Origin of the sequence: Stenotrophomonas sp. G4, assembly GCF_003428825.1 — a bacterium.
Classification (GTDB): domain Bacteria; phylum Pseudomonadota; class Gammaproteobacteria; order Xanthomonadales; family Xanthomonadaceae; genus Stenotrophomonas; species Stenotrophomonas indicatrix.
On the sequence record NZ_CP031741.1, the window covers coordinates 1,244,866 to 1,265,467 of the forward strand.

General features: G+C 67.1%; 14 protein-coding genes, 1 tRNA gene and 1 pseudogene. 10 read left to right on the forward strand and 6 right to left on the reverse strand.

Annotated features, from left to right (window positions below; translation table 11 throughout):
- Positions 1–63: 63 nt before the first annotated feature.
- The 6 genes from D0Y85_RS05815 (at position 64) to D0Y85_RS05840 (ending at position 8,137) form a co-directional block, all read left to right on the forward strand.
- Positions 64–1,011, forward strand: coding sequence for a bifunctional riboflavin kinase/FAD synthetase (locus D0Y85_RS05815; RefSeq protein ID WP_025873849.1), 948 nt, complete (start codon positions 64–66; stop codon positions 1,009–1,011).
- Positions 1,008–3,839, forward strand: a complete 2,832-nt coding sequence (ileS, locus tag D0Y85_RS05820) for an isoleucine--tRNA ligase (protein WP_117309808.1) — start codon at positions 1,008–1,010, stop codon at positions 3,837–3,839. Before D0Y85_RS05815 ends, ileS begins: the two co-directional genes overlap by 4 nt.
- The gene (lspA, locus tag D0Y85_RS05825; RefSeq protein ID WP_032975973.1) at positions 3,839–4,363 is read left to right on the forward strand and encodes a signal peptidase II; all 525 of its coding nucleotides are present in this window, start codon (positions 3,839–3,841) and stop codon (positions 4,361–4,363) included. The genes ileS and lspA overlap by 1 nt, the downstream gene beginning before the upstream one ends.
- 27 nt (positions 4,364–4,390) lie before the next feature.
- Complete coding sequence (ispH, locus tag D0Y85_RS05830) at positions 4,391–5,341, forward strand: 4-hydroxy-3-methylbut-2-enyl diphosphate reductase (RefSeq protein ID WP_117309809.1); 951 nt, start codon at positions 4,391–4,393, stop codon at positions 5,339–5,341.
- Between the two features lie 250 nt (positions 5,342–5,591).
- A complete protein-coding gene (locus D0Y85_RS05835; RefSeq protein WP_117309810.1) occupies positions 5,592–7,475 on the forward strand; it encodes a M61 family metallopeptidase in 1,884 nt (627 codons plus the stop codon).
- On the forward strand, positions 7,472–8,137 hold the full coding sequence (locus tag D0Y85_RS05840; RefSeq protein ID WP_117309811.1) for a lysoplasmalogenase: 666 nt from the start codon (positions 7,472–7,474) through the stop codon (positions 8,135–8,137). The genes D0Y85_RS05835 and D0Y85_RS05840 overlap by 4 nt, the downstream gene beginning before the upstream one ends.
- A 58-nt stretch (positions 8,138–8,195) precedes the next feature.
- Here the strand turns inward: D0Y85_RS05840 and treA are convergent, their stop codons facing one another.
- The 4 genes from treA to D0Y85_RS05860 form a co-directional block, all read right to left on the reverse strand.
- Complete coding sequence (treA, locus tag D0Y85_RS05845; RefSeq protein WP_117309812.1) at positions 8,196–9,833, reverse strand: alpha,alpha-trehalase TreA; 1,638 nt, start codon at positions 9,831–9,833, stop codon at positions 8,196–8,198.
- Positions 9,834–9,897: 64 nt separating this feature from the next.
- Positions 9,898–12,696 carry a TonB-dependent receptor gene (locus D0Y85_RS05850; protein WP_117309813.1) on the reverse strand — a complete coding sequence of 933 codons (2,799 nt, stop codon included), beginning with the start codon at positions 12,694–12,696 and terminating at the stop codon, positions 9,898–9,900.
- 11 nt (positions 12,697–12,707) lie between these two features.
- Positions 12,708–13,676: a FecR domain-containing protein gene (locus D0Y85_RS05855; RefSeq protein ID WP_117309814.1), complete on the reverse strand. Its 969-nt coding sequence runs from the start codon at positions 13,674–13,676 to the stop codon at positions 12,708–12,710.
- Positions 13,673–14,173 (reverse strand): sigma-70 family RNA polymerase sigma factor, encoded by a 501-nt coding sequence (locus tag D0Y85_RS05860; protein ID WP_117311860.1) that lies wholly within the window; start codon positions 14,171–14,173, stop codon positions 13,673–13,675. The genes D0Y85_RS05855 and D0Y85_RS05860 overlap by 4 nt, the downstream gene beginning before the upstream one ends.
- 267 nt (positions 14,174–14,440) lie before the next feature.
- Between D0Y85_RS05860 and D0Y85_RS05865 the strand changes: the two genes are divergently transcribed.
- From D0Y85_RS05865 to D0Y85_RS05880, 4 genes and pseudogenes are all read left to right on the forward strand, one after another.
- A complete protein-coding gene (locus D0Y85_RS05865) occupies positions 14,441–17,326 on the forward strand; it encodes an autotransporter outer membrane beta-barrel domain-containing protein (RefSeq protein WP_117309815.1) in 2,886 nt (961 codons plus the stop codon).
- A 96-nt stretch (positions 17,327–17,422) separates the two neighbouring features.
- Positions 17,423–18,426 (forward strand): annotated as a pseudogene (locus tag D0Y85_RS05870) (2-hydroxyacid dehydrogenase).
- A gap of 84 nt (positions 18,427–18,510) precedes the next feature.
- A tRNA-Thr gene (locus D0Y85_RS05875) sits at positions 18,511–18,586 on the forward strand.
- Positions 18,587–18,843: 257 nt separating this feature from the next.
- On the forward strand, positions 18,844–19,101 hold the full coding sequence (locus D0Y85_RS05880; RefSeq protein ID WP_117309816.1) for a hypothetical protein: 258 nt from the start codon (positions 18,844–18,846) through the stop codon (positions 19,099–19,101).
- Between the two features lie 232 nt (positions 19,102–19,333).
- On the opposite strand, the gene D0Y85_RS05885 is transcribed toward D0Y85_RS05880, so the two are convergent.
- Together D0Y85_RS05885 and D0Y85_RS05890 are read right to left on the reverse strand one after the other, a co-directional pair.
- A complete protein-coding gene (locus D0Y85_RS05885; protein ID WP_205420740.1) occupies positions 19,334–19,603 on the reverse strand; it encodes a hypothetical protein in 270 nt (89 codons plus the stop codon).
- Positions 19,604–19,650: 47 nt separating this feature from the next.
- Positions 19,651–20,019, reverse strand: coding sequence for a hypothetical protein (locus D0Y85_RS05890; RefSeq protein WP_117309818.1), 369 nt, complete (start codon positions 20,017–20,019; stop codon positions 19,651–19,653).
- Positions 20,020–20,602: the final 583 nt, after the last annotated feature.

Consider the following 20,602-nt stretch of genomic DNA (forward strand, 5'->3'; position numbering starts at 1 on the left):
GCGGCTATACTTCAGGGTTACACCATTGAAGGGGCGGGCTTCGGCCGGCCGGAACGGGAGTTGATGAGCAGGCTGTTCAGAAGCGTCGAGGGCGGGGAGCTGTTCCCCAACGGAAGCGTGGTCTGCATCGGTGCATTCGACGGCCTCCACCTGGGCCATCGTGCGCTGGTGCGGCACGCGGTCGCGCGTGCGCGCGCCTTGGGTGTGGCTGCGGTGGCGGTGGCCTTCGAGCCCTTGCCGCGTGAGTTCTTCGCCCAAGGTACGCCGCCGCCGCGGTTGACCCTGGCACGCAGCAAGGTCGAGATCCTGCACGAACTGGGCGTTGATGCGATCGGCCTGCTGCGCTTCGACGCGGCGATGGCGGCGATGCCCGCCGAAACCTTCGTGCGCCAGCTGCTGGCCCAGCGCCTGAACGCCCGCGAGGTGTGGATCGGGCCGGAGTTCTGTTTCGGCAACCGTCGCCGTGGCGATCTGGCCCTGCTGCAGGCGCTGGGCGCCGAGCTGGGTTTCAGCGCCGGCGAGATCGAAGCGGTCGACCTGCATGGTGACCGCATCTCCAGCACCCGTATCCGCCAGCTGCTGCAGGAAGGCGACTTCGCCCGCGTCGGCGACCTGCTCGGTCGCCCCTACTCGATCAGCGGGCGGGTCGTGCGCGGGCGTCAGCTCGGTCGTACGCTGGGCTTCCCCACCGCCAACCTGCGCTTCCCGAAGACCCCGGCACTGTCGGGCATCTACGCGACCTGGGTGCACGGGGTGTTCGACCAGCCGTGGCCGTCGGTGTCCAGTTTCGGCACGCGGCCGACCGTGGACGGCGTGGAGCCGCTGCTGGAAGCGCACCTGTTCGATTTCCAGGGCGACCTGTACGGGCGCCACATCGAAGTCGAATTCGTTGCCAAACTGCGTGACGAAGAGAAATTCAACGATCTGGCGGCGCTGACCGACCAGATGCACCGCGACGCCGAACAGGCGCGTGCCATCCTTTCCGAACATAGATTGCGAGCCACTGCGTGAGCCAGGACTACAAGACCACCCTCAACCTGCCGGCCACCGAATTCCCGATGCGCGGCGACCTGCCCAAGCGCGAGCCGGGCATTCTGGCGCGCTGGGAAGAGCAGGGGCTCTACCAGCAGCTGCGCGACAACGCCGCCGGCCGCCCGCTGTTCGTGCTGCATGACGGCCCGCCGTACGCCAATGCGCGCATCCACCTGGGCCATGCGGTCAACAAGATCCTCAAGGACATCATCGTCAAGTCGCGCTACCTGGCCGGCTTCGATGCGCCCTATGTACCGGGCTGGGACTGCCATGGCCTGCCGATCGAAATCGCGGTGGAAAAGAAGTGGGGCAAGGTCGGGGTGAAGCTCGATGCGGTCGCGTTCCGGCAGAAGTGCCGCGAGTTCGCCGAGGAGCAGATCGACATCCAGCGCGCCGACTTCAAGCGCCTGGGCGTCACCGGCGACTGGGACAACCCGTACAAGACCCTGAGCTTCGATTTCGAGGCCAACGAGATCCGCGCGCTGTCCAAGGTCATCGCCAACGGCCACCTGCTGCGCGGCGCCAAGCCGGTGTACTGGTGCTTCGACTGCGGTTCGGCGCTGGCCGAGGCCGAGATCGAATACCAGGAAAAGACCTCGCCGGCGATCGACGTGGCCTACACCGCGCGCGATGCGCAGGCCGTGGCGCAGGCGTTCGGCGTAAGCGTGCCGGCCGACGTGGAAGTGGCCGTGCCGATCTGGACCACCACCCCGTGGACGCTGCCGGCCTCGCTGGCGGTATCGCTGGGCGCGGACATCCGCTACGTGCTGGCCGAAGGCCCGGCGCACAACGGCAAGCGCCGTTGGCTGGTGCTGGCCGCTGCACTGGCCGAGCGCTCACTGCAGCGCTACGGCGTGGACGCGGTGGTGCTGCACGGTGAGGCCGAAGGTTCGGCGCTGGAAAACCAGCTGCTGATCCATCCGTTCTACCCGGAGCGCGAGATCCTCGTGCTCAACGGCGAACACGTGTCCGACGAGGACGGTACCGGTGCGGTGCATACCGCCCCCGGCCACGGCCAGGAAGACTACGTGGTCAGCCAGAAGTACGGCCTGCTGGACAAGTACAACGCCGGCCAGATCACTCCGATCGACGGCCGTGGCGTCTACCTGGAATCGACGCCGCCGGCAGGCGAGGTGGTGCTGGCGGGCCAGCACCTGTGGAAGGCGCAGGAGGCGATCGTGCAGGTGCTGCGCGACAGCGGCGCGCTGCTGGCCTTCGTCGAGATCCGCCATAGCTACCCGCACTGCTGGCGGCACAAGACGCCGGTGGTGTTCCGCGCCACCCCGCAGTGGTTCATCTCGATGGACAAGGCCAACCTGCGCAGCGATGCGCTGGCCGCCATCGACACCGTCGGCTGGTTCCCGACGTGGGGCAAGGCGCGCATCCAGAGCATGGTCGACGGCCGCCCGGACTGGACCATCTCGCGCCAGCGCACGTGGGGCGTGCCGATCGCACTGTTCACCCATCGCCAGACCGGCGAGATCCACCCGCGTTCGGTGGAGCTGATGCAGCAGGTGGCCGACCGCGTCCAGGCCGAAGGCATCGACGTGTGGTACTCGCTGGACGCGGCCGAACTGCTGGGCGCTGAAGCGGCCGACTACGAGAAGGTCACCGACATCCTCGATGTCTGGTTCGACTCGGGCGTGACCCACGAAGCGGTGCTGGCTGCCCGTGGCTTCGGCAAGCCGGCCGACCTGTACCTGGAAGGTTCGGACCAGCATCGCGGCTGGTTCCAGTCCTCGCTGCTGACCGGCGTGGCCATCGACAAGCGCGCGCCGTACAAGCAGTGCCTCACCCACGGGTTCACCGTGGACGAGCATGGCCGCAAGATGTCCAAGTCGCTGGGCAACGGCATCGAGCCGCAGGAAATCATGAACAAGCTGGGCGCGGACATCCTGCGCCTGTGGATCGCCTCGGCCGACTACAGCAACGAGATGTCGCTGTCGCAGGAAATCCTCAAGCGCACCGCCGACGCCTACCGTCGCCTGCGCAACACCGCACGCTTCCTGCTGGGCAACCTAGACGGTTTCGATCCGGCCCAGCACCTGCGCCCGCTCGACGAGATGGTCGCGCTGGACCGCTGGATCGTGCATCGCGCCTGGGAACTGCAGGAGAAGATCAAGGCCGCGTATGACAACTACGACATGGCCGAGATCGTGCAGCTGCTGCTGAACTTCTGCAGCGTGGACCTGGGCTCGCTGTACCTGGACGTGACCAAGGACCGCCTGTACACGATGCCGACCGATTCGGATGGTCGTCGTTCGGCGCAGAGCGCGATGTACCACATCGCCGAAGCGTTCACCCGCTGGGTGGCGCCGATCCTGACCTTCACCGCCGATGAGCTGTGGGGGTATCTGCCGGGCGACCGTGCCGGCCACGTGCTGTTCACCACCTGGTACGAGGGCCTGGCTCCGCTGCCGGCCGACGCACAGCTCAACGCGGTCGACTTCGACCAGCTGCTGGCCCTGCGCGAGCAGGTGGCCAAGGTGCTGGAGCCGATGCGCGCCAATGGTGCGATCGGTGCCGCGCTGGAAGCAGAGATCACCATCGCCGCCAGCGAAGAGCAGGCGACCCGCTGGCAGCCGCTGGCCGATGAACTGCGTTTCCTGTTCATCAGCGGTGACGTGCAGGTGCGCCCGGCGACCACCGACGAGGTGTTCGTCAGCGCGCAGCCGACGCAGAAAGCCAAGTGCGTGCGCTGCTGGCACCACCGTGCCGACGTCGGCAGCAGTGCCGACCACCCGGAACTGTGCGGCCGCTGCGTGACCAACGTCGCCGGTGCCGGCGAAGTGCGGAGCTGGTTCTGATGGCCGCCGCGCGCCCGCATCCCAATGCGTTGATCTGGCTGCTGCTGTCGGCAGTCATCATCGGCCTGGACCAGTGGTCGAAGGCCTGGGTGCTGTCGAGCCTGCCGGAGTTCCAGCCGGTGGTGGTCATCGACGGCTTCTGGAACTGGTACCGCACCTACAACACCGGGGCAGCGTTCAGCTTCCTGAGCGATGCCGGTGGCTGGCAGAAGCATTTCTTCACCGTGCTGGCGATCGCCATCAGCGGCCTGATGGCCTGGTGGCTGCGCGCTACCGCGCGAGGCAACTGGAAGGCCGCCGTGCCGTACGCGCTGATCATCGGCGGTGCCATCGGCAACGTGATCGACCGCCAGGTGCATGGCCACGTGGTCGATTTCATCCAGTGGTACGTCGGCGAGCATGTCTGGCCGTCGTTCAACATCGCCGATTCGGCCATCGTGGTGGGTGCCGTCGGCATCGCCCTGTTCGGCCTGTTCGACGGCAAGTCCGCCAAAAAGGCGGATAATGCCAACCCGAAACCGTAAGCCGGCCGCTGCCGGGAGACTGAACTGATGGATGTGCTGCTCGCCAACCCGCGTGGATTCTGTGCCGGTGTCGATCGTGCGATCGAGATCGTCAAGCGCGCGATCGAAACGCTGGGCGCGCCCATCTATGTCCGCCATGAAGTGGTGCACAACCGCTTCGTGGTCGATGACCTGAAGCAGCGCGGCGCGATCTTCGTCGAAGAACTCGACGAAGTGCCGGACAACAACACCGTCATCTTCAGCGCCCATGGCGTGTCCCAGGCCGTGCGCCAGGAGGCGGAGCGCCGTGGCCTGAAAGTGTTCGATGCGACCTGTCCGCTGGTGACCAAGGTCCACTTCGAAGTCGCCCGCCACTGCCGTGCCGGCCGTGACGTCGTGCTGATCGGCCACGCCGGTCACCCGGAAGTGGAAGGCACCATGGGCCAGTGGAACCGCGAAGCGGGCACCGGCCAGATCTATCTGGTCGAGGACGTGGAGCAGGTAGCCACGCTCCACATCAACCAGCCGGAAAACTTCGCCTACACCACCCAGACCACGCTGTCGGTGGATGACACGCGCGGCATCATCGATGCGCTGCGCGAGCGCTTCCCGGCGATGCAGGGGCCGAAGAACGACGACATCTGCTACGCCACGCAGAACCGCCAGGACGCCGTGCGCGACCTGGCCAAGCGCTGCGACCTGGTGCTGGTGGTCGGTTCGCCGAACAGCTCCAATTCCAACCGCCTGAGCGAGCTGGCCCGTCGTGAAGGCGTGGAGAGCTACCTGATCGATGGTGCACACGAGATCGACCCGGCCTGGGTGGTGGGCAAGCAGCATATCGGCGTCACCGCTGGTGCCTCGGCACCGCAGGTGCTGGTCGATGGCGTGCTGGCGCGTCTGGCCGAGCTGGGCGCGTCCGGTATCGGTGAGCTGGACGGCGAGCCGGAATCGATGGTGTTCGCGCTGCCGAAGGAACTGCGCCTGCGCCTGGTCGACTGACCGGCAGCGCTGCGGGTGGGGGCGAACCTGGGTTCGCACTGTCGGCTGTACGTCATCCACGCGTGGCGTGGATCTACTGATCTGCTTTCCAGCAGATCCACGCCATGCGTGGATGCTGCCAGTCTTCGCCGCCGCTCCGATGAGGCTTTGCCGCATCTGGTCGATGCGCCACTGACCATGACCTTCGGCCATGGGGCTCGGCATCTCACAGGCCTAGCATCGGGGAATTCTCCGCTGCTGGAAGTTGCCGATGAAAACCCGTGCCCTGGTGATGTCCGTGCTGTTCGCGCTGGCGACCACGCCCGCGCTGGCGCAGACCCCACCACCGGGTGATGCCGCCGCCCCCGGCCTGCTGCGCATCGACGTCGATGCGCGCGACCTGGCCCGGCGCATCTTCAAGGTGACCGCCACCGTGCCGGCCAAGCCCGGCCCGCTGACCCTGCTGTACCCGCAGTGGATTCCCGGCAACCATTCGCCCACCGGCCCGATCGACAAGCTGGCCGGCCTGCGGGTGACCGCCAACGGCAGGCCGCTGGCCTGGCAGCGCGACCAGTACAACGTGTACGCGTTCAAGGTGGATGTGCCGGCGGGCGTGAGCGAGATCGTCGCCCACTTCGATTTCCTGTCTTCGCAGGGCGGCAGCCAGGGCCGGGTGGTGATGACCCCGGAAATGCTCAACCTGCAGTGGAACGCCAATTCGCTGTATCCGGCCGGCGTGGACGCGCGCAACCTGCAGACGCAGGCCAGCGTCACCCTGCCCAAGGGCTGGGCCTACGCGACTGCACTGGAGACCGCACGCCGCGATGGCGACACCGTGGTGTTCAAGCCGATTTCCTATGACCACCTGGTCGATTCGCCGCTGTTTGCCGGTGAGCATCACCAGCGCATCGACCTCGACCCGGGCGCGAAGGCGCCGGTGCACCTGAACGTGTTCGCCGACGATGCCAAATCGCTGAAGCCGACCGACGCGCAGCTGAAGGCGCACCGCGCGTTGGTGCAGCAGGCGGACAAGCTGTACGGCGCGCGCCACTACGACCACTACGAATTCCTGCTTGCCCTGACCGATCGCCTCGGCGGCATCGGTCTGGAACACCACCGTTCCAGCGAGAACAGCGCCGATCCGGGTTACTTCACCGAGTGGGACAGCAATGCCTGGATGCGCGACCTGCTGCCGCATGAGTACACCCACTCGTGGAACGGCAAGTACCGTCGCGGTGCCGACCTGGCCACGGCCAATTTCAATACACCGATGGGCGACAGCCTGTTGTGGGTGTACGAAGGGCAGACCCAGTTCTGGGGCCAGGTGCTGGCCGCGCGTTCGGGGCTGTGGTCCAGCGAGCAGGCGCGCGACATGCTGGCCAACGTGGCGGCCACCTATGATCGTGGTCGCCCGGGCCTGGCATGGCGCCCGCTGCAGGACACCACCAATGACCCGACCATCGCCCAGCGCCGCACCCTGCCGTACCGCAACTACCAGATGAGCGAGGACTACTACTCCGGCGGGCAGATGCTGTGGCTGGAGGTGGAGGGCAAGCTGCGTGGACTGACCGGCAACCGGCGCAGCCTGGATGACTTCGCGCGTGCCTTCTTCGGCGTCGGCAACGGCGACTGGGACGTCAACCCCTACACCTTCGATGACGTGGTCGCGACCTTGAACGGCATCGCGCCGTACGACTGGGCGACGTTCCTGCGCGGTCGCCTGGACGGCCATGGTCCGTTGACCGGTGGCCTGGAACTGGCGGGCTGGAAGCTGGCCTACCGCGATACTCCGAACGACGCCTACAAGGCGCAGGAAAAGCGCGCCAAGGCAGCGCTGCTGGCCTACTCGCTGGGAGCGACGGTGCTCGACAGTGGCGTGGTCGGTGATGTGGTCTGGGACAGCCCGGCGTTCAATGCCGGCCTGACACCGGGCATGAAGGTGATCGCCGTTGCTGGCCGCGAATACAGCAGCCAGCGCTTGAAGGATGCGGTGGCTGCGGCCGCCACTGACAGCGCGCCGATCACGCTGCTGGTCAAGCAGTTCGACCGCATCGATACGATGAAGATCGACTACCACGGCGGCCTGCAGTATCCGGTGCTGGAGCGTATCGCCGGCCGCCCGGATCGCCTTGCAGAGCTGTGGAAGGCACGATGAAGCTGCGCACGCGCGATGGGTTGATCCTGGTGGTGGCCGTGCTGGCCATCATCGGCGCCTACCTGGACGGCGACGGGCGCTGGCTGCACTGGCTGGCCAAGCCGGCGACCACGCTGCTGATCGCCGCCATCGCCTGGCAGGCGAGGCCGGCGGGCGATGCGTTCTACCGGCGCGCGGTGCTGGCCGGCATGCTGTTGTCCTGTGCAGGTGATATCGCGCTGATGCTGCCGATCGACGCGTTCGTGCCAGGCCTGGTTGCCTTCCTGCTGGCGCACCTGTGCTACATCGCCGCGTTCCGTACCGGCCTGCGCGCGGGCCGCGGATTGCTCGCTGCCTTCGTGCTGCTTGCCGCATTCGCTTCGATCAACGTCACCGGCCTGTGGCCGCATCTATCGCTGCCGATGCGCGTTCCGGTGCTGGCCTATGTCGTGGTGCTGGCGCTGATGGCAGTGCTGGCACTGGCCCGCTACTGGAAGCGTCCGCACCTCGACGCACTGGAAGCGGGCAGCGCGCGTTGGGCTGCCGCTGGCGCACTGCTGTTCGTGGCCAGTGATTCCCTGCTGGCGTGGGATCGCTTCGGCGGTGGCCTGCCCATGGCCAGCCTGCTGGTGCTGTCCACCTACTACGCTGCGCAGTACGCCATCGCCTGCTCGGTGAGATAGCAGAAAAGGGGGACGGAGGGGATCAAGTCGCTTCCGCCTTCGTTGTGGCAGTTGCGACTTAATCCCCTCCGTCCCCTTTTTCGAGGTCGGTGGCGCTGTCGCAGGTTCGCTGTGGCGCGCACAAGCGGTCCAGCAGAGCCAGGGTGACGCCGTTGCTCCAGCCGAAGCCATCCTGCAGCGGGTACTCGCCGCCGCCGCCACCGCCGGCGGAACCGTCGACCACATACTTTTCCACCAGCTTGCCTTCGCGGTCATAGACCGACTGCACGGTACGCAGGAAGCGCACGCCCAGTTGCCGCGCCAGCCGCTGCTGGCCGTAGTGCTGCAGGCCATCCACCGCCACCCACTGCAACGGTGCCCAGCCATTGGGCGCGTCCCATTGCTGGCCGGTGGTGAAGGTAGTGGTCAGCAACCCACCTTCGCGCAGCAACTGTGCTTCGACGGCGTTGGCAGTGCGTCGTGCCTGCGTGCGGTCGGCAATCTGCAGCCACAGCGGATACAGTGCCGCGGCGGTCAGCGCAGGACGGGTGATGCCGCGATCCAGGTCGCGATCCACATACCATCCCTGCGCGGAGTCCCAGAGATGATCGTTGATGGCAGCGCGGCGTGCGGCGGCCTGGCGTGCATAGCCGCGGGCATCGTTGCGCAGGCCCGCGGCCCTGCTGGCACGCTGCAGGGTCAGTTCAAGCTGGTGCAGCAGGCTGTTGAGATCCACCGGAATGATCGACGTGGTGCGGATGCTGGCCAGCGAGGCAGGATCATCGAGCCAGCGCGAGCTGAAGTCCCAGCCGGATTCAGCGCCTGCGCGCAGATCCCGATACACCTGCGCTGGCGCACGTCCCGAGGCTTGCGAGGCAGTTGCCAGATCATCGGTCCACGATTCGGTACGCGGCACGGCGCGCGCGTCCCAGTAGCGATTGAGCAGGCTGCCGTCGGCCATCCGCACCACACGCTCGCGTGCCGCGCCCGACGGCAGGCCATCGGCGCCCTGCATCCAGAAGGCATGCTCGATGCGCAGTTGTGGCAGGTAGCGTTGATAGGCATCGTCACCTTCGTGGCGGGCCAGCAGTTCCACCATCAGGCTGAAGAACGGCGGTTGCGAGCGGCTGAGGTAGTAGCTGCGGTTGCCATTGGGGATGTGTCCGTACTGGTCAAGCTGCCAGGCAAAGTTGTCGACCATGTCGCGCACCTGCTGCCAGCGACCGCTGGAGGCCAGGCCGAGCATGGTGAAGTAGCTGTCCCAGTAATAGACTTCACGGAAGCGGCCACCCGGCACCACGTAGGGGTGGGGCAGTGGCAGCAGCGAGCCATGCGGGTCCACCGTCGCCGTCTGCCGGGTCAGCACCGGCCACAATCCTTCGATGTGTGCCCGCAGGCTCTGGCCCGCAGGCGGCACATACGGCGGCGCCTCGCCCGGCACGTCGAAGGCGGAAAACACAAAGCTGCGCAGGGAATAGCCGGGCTGTTGCTGTGCGCGCTGCCAGTCGGCCAGCACAGCGGCCGGCTCGCGCTGCGGCACCGCATCGGCGAAGGCCTTCTGGTCGGCGAACACCTGTGCGCGCTGCACCTGCTGGAACAGCGGCTGCAGTTGCTGGTCCGGAGCAGCCGAAGCTGCGTCGGTATCGACGGCCCTGGCGGCGCCGATGCAGGAGAGCAGGGCCAGCGTGGTCCCGGCCAGAGGGATCGAAAGGTGCATGGGCGCGCTTCCTTGTAACGATGGAAACACTGTAGGCGGAGGGCCGTGAAAGCAGGCACAGTGCTCAGCGCACTTGCAGGGTCACCAGGAAGTAGCGCCCCAGCGGATCGTCCAACCCCGGCATCTGCCCGCCGCTGCCGACCAAGTGGTTCACCGGCTGCGTGTCCAGCAGGTTGTGCACATCCAGTGCAGCCACCAGGCGTGGACTCAGCCGGCGCGCCACGTGCAGGTTCCAGCGCAGCTGCGCCGGGTTCATGCAACGGCCCTGGTCATGCTGTTCCTGCGCGCAGGCTTCACCGGCCAGCCATGCGCGGGTGCGGCCGACGCGGTTGCCTCGCAGGGCGATGTCCCAGGACGGGTTCTGCCACTGCACGTTGAGGATGCCCGCGTTCGCCGGCGTAGCATGCCCGCGCAGGTCCACCGATTCGCCATGGCCCCGATCACGACGCAGCTCCTGCTGTTTCAACGCATCCAGCGAGAACAGCCACTGCCCGTTGCGGCCGGTATCCACCCGGTACTCGCCGCGCAGCACCCAGTTGTGCGAGGTGGTGCGGCCGATGTTGTCGAATGACAGGCGAAGATCACGCAGGCGACCCTGCTCATCCAGCTCCCAGGTGCCGGGATTCCACAGTGCATCGCTGGGTTGCAGGGCGAGGATCTCGTTGCGCAGTTCGACGATGTTGTGGGTCAGTGACAGCGAGAAGGCATCGTTGGGTGTCCAGCTGGCGGCCAGCGAGTGGCTGCGCGAGGTCTCGGCTTTCAGCCCATCGTTCTCCACCACCTGCACTTCCACCGCGCAGCCGCCATCGCGCAGCGGGCGCGCGCATGGCGGCAGGGACTCCGAGGCGGGCAGGCCATACAGGCCGAAGTAGCCCGGTGGCCGCCGCCGCTCGAAGATGCTGGGTGCCCGGTAGCCGCGGCCACTGGCCAGCAGGAACGACCAGTGCGGGCTCGGGCTCCAGCGCAGGCCGGCACGCGGCGAAAACGCAGTGTCACCGCCATCTCGGTCCAGTCGTGCGGCCACGTCCAGGCGCAGTGTCGGTGCCAACGGCAGGCCCACTTCGGCGTAAGCGGCGTTGCTCTGCCGCGACAGCCGGCGTTGTTCCATCGGCAGTCCCAGCGCCAGTTCGCCCTTGCCCAGCAGCGGATCGGGCAGCGAGGTCCAGCGCTCGCGGCGCAGATCGATACCGGTGGCCAGCTGCGCAGCACCACCGGGCAGCGTCATCAGCGTGCGTTGCATGCCCCACCAACCCTGCAGCTGCTCGGTGCGCCCGCGGTTGTGGATGGCCGGGAACAGCTCCTCTGCCAGCCCCGGTGGCAGGGTGGAAAAGCCCGGCAGGAAATCCAGCGTGCGTGCTGCTTCCAGCAGACGTTCGCTGCGCACGGTGCCCTCGGTGCGCAGGTCCACCTGGCTGCGCTGCGCGCTGAGGCCGGCATCCCAGCTGCGGCCGGCGCGCTCACGGCCCATGCCGAAACTGAGGTCGCCTTCGGTGGCATGCACGCGCGGGCGCACTTCGCCGCCTTCCTGCAGGACCACGTTGAGGATCGCGCCACGGCTGAAATTGAGGGCGACCGCGGTCGGTCCCAGTTCGAAACGCTGGCGGTTGTGGCTGGCGCGTGCCTCCACGTAGGCGTAGCGTCCTTCACCGCGTTCGTGGCGATAACGCAGGTAGCCGGACAGCGTTTCCGAGGCCGGTTGCAGCGAACGCGGGCGTGCGTTGTCGAACCAGCAACCGTCGTCTTCGCGCTGCAATGGCGGATGGCACTGGGTGGCCGGGTAGTAGTCGCCGTTGGGCATGATCAGCCCGATCGGGTAGAGCGAGGTTTCCGCATGCCAGTCGCGCTGGTCACCGGCCACGTGCTGCAGGCGATGCAGGTCGATGCCGGCGAACCAGCGGTCGCCGCCTTCGCGCACGCCCCCCGTTGCCGCCTGCAGCCGGTACTGATCGCCATCACCGCGGCTGCTGACACCCGATTGCAGCGTGGCTTCCGGTCCCTCGGCCTGGTCACGCAGGATGATGTTGACCACGCCGGACATCGCATCGGCGCCGTAGATGGCCGAAGCACCGCCACGCACCAGCTCGATGCGCTCGACGAAACTGAGCGGAATGCCTCCCAGATCGGTCAGCCCGCCTTCTTCCAGCGACACCATCGGATAACGCGGCAGGCGCCGGCCGTTGACCAGGAACAGGGTGGCGCGTGGGCCCATGCCGTCCAGGCTGGTGGTGGCGGCCGCGCCGACCGGCAGGTACAGCGAGTCGCCGCTGCGCGAGGTGCTCAATGGCGGATGGCCGTTCATGCCGGGCAGGTGGCGCAACAGGTCGAACAAGGTGCCGTAGCCGCTGCGCAGGATGTCCTCGCGATCGATCACCGTTACCGGCAGCGTGGTCTGCACGGAGGTGCGCGGCAAGCGGCTGCCGGTGACATGGATCGGCGCCAGTTCCACCTGCACCGGCTTTGTTGGTGCGGGCGGTGGTGGCCGTCGTACGGGCTGTGCGACCAGTGCAGGTGGGGCAGCGTGCCGGCGCACCACGAATCCGCCCCTGGGGGTCTGCAGGATGTTCACCGGCATGCCGGCGACGAGCTGCTTCAGTGCAGCGGCCGGCGCCAGCGAGCCGGCGACACCGCTGGTACGCAGGTCGGTCAGTTCACGTGCGTCGAACACCAGGGCAATGCCACTCTGGCGTGCCCATTGCTGCAAGGCCGGCGGCAGGGCGCCGGGAGCGATCCGGTACTCGACCTGGGTGACGGCTTCTGCCGCCGCCACCGTCGCCGCGACGCCGGGCACCAGCACAACGCACAGCAGGGCCTGCAGCAGACCCCAGCGCAGCACGTCCCAACCAAGCACACCCGGCGCCGGCATCGGCCGCCGCCTCAGTAGGTGCGGCGCAGTTCCAGCGCGCCATCCGAGCGCGGCTGGCCAGCAATGGACCACCCCAGTTCCAGGGCGGAAAGCAGTTCATGCGCATCGCCTGCGCGGAAGGTGCCGCTGACCGCGAGGTCGGCGATGTCCGGGTCGGCGACCACCAGTGGCGTGGTGCCATAGCGGTTCATGCGTTCGACCACGGTGGACAGGGGCGTGCCGTCGAACACCAGCCGGCCCTGTGGCCAGGCCTCGGCGGCGGCGGTCGAGGACAGCTGCGGGCCCGGTTGGATCTTGCCGGAGGCAAGGACCTGCAGCTGCTGGCCCGGTGAGAGCGTGTGCTGCGCGCTGCCACTGGTGACTTCCACCACGCCTTCCAGCAGCGCGACCTCGACCCGGCCGTCAGCCAGGCGTTCAACCTGGAAGGTGGTGCCGATGTCGCGGATCGAACTGCCGCCGGCCTGCACCCGCAGCGAGCGCGATGACGGTTCGACCTGCAGCTGGATGCGGCCGTGTTCCAGCGCCAGTTCGCGCTTGCGCCAGCCAAAGCGTGCGGTGAGCGTGGTGCCGGCGTCGAGCGTGGCGATGCTGCCATCGGCCAGGGTGCGCTGCTGCGGCAGCAGGCTGGCGTTGGCGTAGGTCAGCGGTGTGGGATTGCCATCGGTGTACAGCATCCAGCCCAGGCCAACGGCCAGGCACACGCCTGCAGCGGCGGCGACACCGGGCAGCCAACGCCGCTGCGGCCGGCGTGCCGCACGCGCGGCGGCGGTGCGCAGCCACGGGTCGCTGGCCAGGCCGGCGCTGCGCTGGTGCAGCTTCTCGGCCTGTACCCACGCGCTGACATGTGCCGGATCCTCGGCCAACCAGTCCTCGAAGGACTGCCGTTCCTCGGCGCTGCAGTCGGGGGCGTCCAGCCGGGCTACCCAGGCGCTTGCGTGTTCAAAAAGCAACGTGTCATCCCTGTTGTCGTTGCGGATCATCCGGCATCTCCATCATTGTGGAGAGGATCGGGGCCCAGCTCCTTGCGCAGGCCCTGCAATGCACGGCCAATGTGTTTTTCCACGGTCTTGGCGGTGATGCCGCAATGCCGGGCGATCTGTGTATAGCTCATCCCGGTGATGCGGTTGAGCAGATACACCTCGCGGGCACGTTCGGGCAGCTTGAACAGTGCCTGGCGCAGCAGGGCGAGCATCTGCCCGGATTCTGCCTGACGCAGCGGATCAGGAGAAGCACTGGCGGCTTCTTCGTTGCCGTCGCGTTCGGTGAGCGACAGGTGGTTGCGCGATTGTGGCGAGCGCCCGCGGTCTGCCAGGCGGTTGCGGGCGATGCGGTACAGCAGCAGCCGCAGCTCGCCGGTGCCGTGCGCGCGGTAGCGGATCAAGCGCTCCATGCAGTCCTGGGCGATGTCCTCGGCATCCTCGGGGCCGACACCGCGGGCGCGCAGGAAAGCGCACAGCGGCGCGCGTTCCTCGCGCACGAATGCGATGAAGGCATCCGGAACCCCGGGCAGTTCCGGCGCAGGACGGAGCAAAGGGGAGGGCGCGGACAGGGGAGGGCCTCGGACGACGATGACGGACGCGTCACCGAGTTTTACGCGACGGTGACCGGATGGGGAAGCCCACATTTCGCCTGCATTTCCATTGTGAATGCATTCATGTTTTTTCTCGCCGTCGACTGGGGGCATCGAGCCCGCTGCTGCGTTCTGCTGTCGACCCGCGTGGTGCGGGCGGAGAGAGAGAACGCAATGAAGCATTCGAAGTTGAGCATCGCCCTGGCAGGCCTGGTGGGTATCGCGACCCTGGGCCAGATGGATGACGTCATGGCAATGAATTATCACGTGCAGGGCGATCGCGTCGTGCTGAGTGGCGGTGTCACCGTCGCCGACGTCGTCGCGCTGCCGGCGCTGCTGGCCAAAGCGCAGGCAGAAGGCCGCCCGATCCGCGAAGTCGTGCTGCGCACCTCCAACGGTGGCGCGCTGATTGCCGGTGAGTGGCTGCAGGGCGTGATCCGCACCAACGGCCTGAACACCATCGTGTCCGGTCATTGCATTTCGTCGTGCTCGATCATGCAGTCCGGTGGCGTCGAGCGTTACCTGGCCGGTGACCTGCCGCTGGTCGACTCGGTGCAGATCCACGCCGCCAGCAGCGGTGGCAAGGTGATCTACACGCCGTCGCCGCGGATGACCGAGATCTACACCGGCAACTACGGCGGCGGCATGGATGCCGGCCTGCTGCACAAGGCCATGTACGAGGTGGTGCAGCCCAACGGCCTGCTGGTGTTCCGCGACCCGGCCCGGACCACCGGCGCTTCGGTCAGCTTCGATCCCGATGGCAGTGGCCGCAGCCTGGAAACCTTCCCCGGCCAGGACATCTACAGCAACAACATCATCACCGCCGCCGGTTACCGCGATCCGGGCGACACCCTGACGGTCACCGGCAATGTCAGCGGCGACATCAATCCGGGCTACCTGCGCACTGCGCGCCAGCTGCAGGCGTTCGTCGATGACGACTTCGCGCGCTGGAACGATACCGACTTCGCCACCACGTACATCAACCAGGCCGTCTCCATCTACAACGCGGCTGCACGCGGTCCCAACGGCATCGGCACCTTCTCGGTACAGGACTTCCTCAGCGATCCGGGCATCCAGGCCGACCTGCTGGCAAGCCTGCGCCTGTCGGAGCTGGACGCCTCCACGCTGGGCAATTCGGCTGGCGTGATCCGCGTCGCCAAGGGCGGCACCTGGCGCACCGCCGCAACCACCGGCGCCGATTTCATGCTGGTGGAGAACGGCACCATCGCCCTGGAAGGCGGTGCCCTGCGCACGCCGGAGCTGCGCGTGCTGGCGGCCGGCATGGTGGTCGGTCACGGCGACATCGCCTCGGTTGCCACCGACTCGGACGCACTGCTCGATGCCACCGGCCCGTCGTACCGCGAGGATGGCTTCAACCGCCTGCGCGTGTACGGCACCCTGATGCCGCGTGGTGGTGATCTGGTCACCCACGGCTACGTCAACATCATGCCGGGCGGCAAGGTGCTGTTCGACGTCACCGAGGCAGGCGGCGCCAACAGTGGCCGTCTGCGCGTGGGTGACTTCTACGACAGCGGCGCCAACGAGGGTGCGCTGGTCATCTCGCCGGGCGCCCACCTTGAACTGAACGTGGCGCAGGGCTTCTACGCCGGCAACTACCAGCGTGAGCTGGTCAGCGGCCCGATCTACCAGGGTGGTTTCACCGATGCGGTGCGCCTGGGTGACACCGGCTATACGGCCAGCATCACCGACGGCGAGGTGTTCCGGCCGCGCCACAATTCGCTGCTGAGCTTCAACATCAACCAGACCGCCGAGGGCCTGTCGCTGACCGCCAACCCCGGCTTCGACCAGCTCGCGCAGCTCACCGGCAACAATGGCAACGATGGGCTCGGTCGCGCGCTGGCCACTGCCGGCCAGCGCCAGGATGCCGGACTGAAGCCGCTGCTGGCGGCGCTGCAGTTCGCGGACCGCGATGTGATCGCCCAGCAGGCCGGTGCACTGCGTGGTGATGGCCACGCCAGCCTGCGCCTGGCCGACAACGCGCTGGTCGGCAGCATCGGCAGCGTGGTGCAGCAGCACCAGGCCGCACGGCGCAGCGGCAGCGGAGATGCCGGTGGCTTGGCGGCACAGGCCGCGCAGGCGGCGTCGGCACAGCCGGGCATGGCCAATGGCAGCCTGTTCAACCAGTTGGCGATGCATCTGGTGGAGCCGGCGGCAGGCGCTGGCGGCACGAGTTACGGCGGCGAAGCGCCGCGCAGCCATGGCCTCTGGGGCCGGGGCTTCGGCAGCCATGGCCGCATCGATGGCGAGGGCGGCGTGGCCGGCCTGAGCCATACCGTCGGCGGCATCGTGCTCGGTGCCGATACGCAGCTGGCCGATGACCGGGTGACGCTGGGCGTCAGCGTTGCCGCCGCGGACATGTCGACCAAGGGCCGCGATGGTTCCGGGTTCACCGGCGACGTGCGCGCGCTGGATGTGGGCGGCTACCTGGATGCCACTTACTCGCGGGGTTACCTGTCGGCCTCGGTGCGCTATACCGACCTGCGCCACGACACCCGCCGCAGCATCGACGGCATCGATGGCCTGCAGGGTCCGTTGCGTGCCAAGTACAACAACGATGCGATCTCGGCCCGGCTGGAGCACGGCTTCTCGTTCACCACCGCCAAGGGCGTGGTGATCCAACCGCTGCTGCCGGTGGTCGATTACGCTCGCACCTCGGCCACCCGTTTCAATGAAGGGCAGGGTGCCGGCGCGCTGGTGGGTCGTGGTGACAGCCTGGAAAGCATCCGCGTTGGTGCGGGCCTGCAGGTGTTCAAGACCTTCGAAGGCAACAACGGCGAGCGCATCACCCCGCGCGCGCGCGTTGTCTGGCAGAAGGAACTGGGCGACACCCAGGCCCGTTACAGCACCGGCTTCGCCGCTGCGCCGGACCTGGTGTTCGGTGCCAGCAGCCAGACCGTGGGCGAGCAGGTGCTGGCCTGGAACCTGGGCGTGACCAGCCGCGCCACCGATCGCCTGTCGGTGATGGTCGACTACGTGGGCGAGCGCCGCGACGGCCAGCTGCAGAACGGCGTGATGCTGGGCCTGGGCTATACGTTCTAAGGCAGTACCGGCACCGGCGGCCGTCGCGCCGCCGGTGCCATCCCCATCGGGGGCAGGTGCGCTATGGTCGTGGCGGATTTCCGCGCAGGCCTTGCCATGCAGATCGCCGTTTTCAGTGCCCGTCCCTACGACCGCCGCTTTCTCGAGGAAGCCAACCAGCACGAGGGGCAGGGCAGGATTTCCAGTTCGTGTATTTCGACGCGGCGCTGGACGTGCACACCGCCGCGCTGGCACAGGACTGCGCCGCCGTCTGCGTGTTCGTCAACGACAGGCTCGATGCACCGGTGCTGCAGGCCCTGCATGCACTGGGCGTACGCGCGGTGCTGCTGCGCTGTGCCGGCTTCAACAATGTGGACCTGGCCAGCGCGCACGCGCTCGGCCTGTTCGTCGCCCGCGTGCCCGCCTACTCGCCGGAAGCGGTGGCCGAGCACGCACTGGCGCTGGTGATGACCCTCAACCGGCACACCCATCGCGCCTACAACCGCGTGCGTGAGGGCAACTTCATGCTGGATGGCCTGCTCGGCCGCACCCTGCATGGCAAGACCGTGGGCATCGTCGGTACTGGCAAGATCGGGTTGGCCACCGCGCGCATCTTCCGCGGCATGGGCTGCACCGTGCTGGGACACGATCCGTATCCCTCGCCGGCGTTCGCCGGGATCGGCGCAATGGTTGAACTGGACGAGCTGCTCTCGCGCTCGGACATCGTCTCGCTGCATTGCCCGTTGACCCCGGATACCCAGCACCTGATCGACGACGTCTCGCTGGCGCGGATGAAGCCCGGCGCGATGCTGGTCAACACCTCGCGTGGCGGCCTGGTCGATACCCATGCGGTGATCCGCGCGCTGAAGTCGCGCCGGCTGGGCCACCTGGCCATCGACGTCTACGAGCAGGAAAGCGCGCTGTTCTTCCAGGACCTGTCCGGCGAGATCATCGACGATGAGGCCTTCCAGCGCCTGATGACCTTCCCCAACGTGCTGGTGACCGGCCACCAGGGCTTCTTCACCGTGGAGGCGCTGCAGGAGATCTCGGCGATCACGCTGGGCAACCTGGCCGATTTCGCGGCGGGGCGGGAGTGCGGCAACCGGGTGGCGGCGGGTTGAGAGCCCGGGCGGGTGGACGTTTGACGGCAATCGTCACGACCGGATTGACCGCAGGGGCAGGGCGACCGTAAAATTGCCTGCTTCGCCGGAATAGCTCAGTTGGTAGAGCGGCGCATTCGTAATGCGTAGGTCGTAGGTTCGATTCCTATTTCCGGCACCAGTTTCAGCAAAAGCCCCGGCCTTGGTCGGGGCTTTTTTTGTGCTCTGGTAGCGCCGGGCCATGCCCGGCGGAATGCGTGGTCCTCCAGTAGTGCCAGCCCATGGCTGGCAGCCCAGGATTTTCGAGCCGCGCGACCCACTCGCCTCAGCGGCTCTCAGGCGCTTAGGTCCTGGCGCCGTTCCTGACCTGGAAACCGCAGCCGGCCATTCCTGTGCTATGAATACCCAATGGGTTGATAGACCCTAAGGTGAAGTGAAATGACGCTGCCTTTCTCCTCCCGTCTGCATTCGCTGTTGGTCGAAATCGCAGCGAAGCGCAGCTTTCAGTTGCCTGAAGGCGGCGTCGAACACCTTGCCGAGCACGACCGCGAGTTGCTGATCGACATATTGCTGCAAGAGTTCTCGGAGACCGGCTTGGGAACCGACGATGAGCCTAATCAACGAGGCGTCGAGATCGAAGAGATCATCGATTTCGTCGGCTCTATCGCTGATCAAACTTGCGCATCCAGTGACTGAGGAGTCGTTGATCTGGAGTCATAAGCAGCTGCTCGTAGGTTCGACTCCCGTTTCCGTCACCCGTTGCATGAATGCCCCGGCCTTGGTCGGGGCTTTATTGTTTGGACGGCACGACCGCTGACCTGCCGTTTCAGTAGTGACACCCCATGGCGGGCAGCGCGGGAACACCGCAGACCTTGGAATGATCCGGCCCACGCAGCTTGACCGGAGGCGCTCCCAGAACCAAGCCGCGCTATTGCCCGAACGCGATCACCAACAAACGGCCTGCCGAGTTGTCCACCAGAATGACGGGCGTGCCATCCTGGTGGATCTCGAAGTGCGTCGCCGCGCTGACCATGTTGAATTCCGGCATCCCCGCCACGCTTTCCCGCTGCAACCGTACGCGCAGATCCTCCTGCAGCTGCAGAAACTCCAGATCGGAAAACTCCCGATAGGTCGTGACGGTGATGCGCGCTTCCGACCGATAGCTGTGCGCGACTAACGGGCCCAGTGCCAGGACCATCAACAAGGCCGCCCACGCCAGCGCCCGCCTGCCGAGCCGGCCGCGCACTAGCTGCGCACATGCAGGCAGGCGGTGACCTGTGCGGTAAGGGCCAGGCAGGCCATCATCATGCCTTCCATCGCGCGCTCGCCCACGTATTCGTGGGAAGGGCCGTTCTGCCGGGTGCGTTCGGCCGCCAACAGCATTTCCTGCACCACCGTCAGGCCGGCCAGCGCGCAGTCGGCGTCGGCCAGCTCCATGCGGCGCCCTGGCCGCAGGTAGGTTTCCGGCCACGGGCGCCCATCGGCGGCGGCGCCGGTCTGGATGCTGCGCAGCGTGGAGACGAAGGCGGTGGGGTCCACTCCAGGCTCGCCCAGGCTCTCGGCATTGGCCGGGTCATGGCGGGCATTCAGTTCAAGATATTCCGATGCGTGCATGGCAGTGCTCCGTGCAGGACAGACAGCAGCGCCACCGGGAGAGGTGGCGGACGATGCGTGGCGGCAAAAACCGGTTACTGCTGGAACCCGGCGGGCGCATGCAAGCACGCACCCCCACGCACCGCCCGCCATGGAACGCGAACGGATTGCCAGCCGGCGCCACGCAGAGGTGGCGCCGGCTGACAAGCGTAAACAACCAGCAGTAATCGGGTTTGCCGACCCGGCCACTCGTTTTCAGTGGCATGCCATGGTGTGCACATCCCCGCCGCTGCTGCCACTTGTGGAGCAGGTGCGGTCAGTGATGTCCTACGCTTCCCGCTTATTTTGGCATGCGCGCGATTGCCCCGAAATGCCCGCCCTTCAAGGCGTTTCCCGGGGCGCGCAGCGCGCCGGGCAGCTGGATGCGTCATGCAGCGCTTCTGCGGCGCAGCCCCCGCATTCGCCGCCAGCCCGCGTCGATCGCGACAACACCGCAGACCGCGCTCGACATCGGGGCAGGGCATAGCTGAACCTGTTCAGTCGACTGTGCCGAACGAGGGGCCTCGTCGGCCTCGCGGCCGATGCTGCGCTGCCGTCCTCGCGC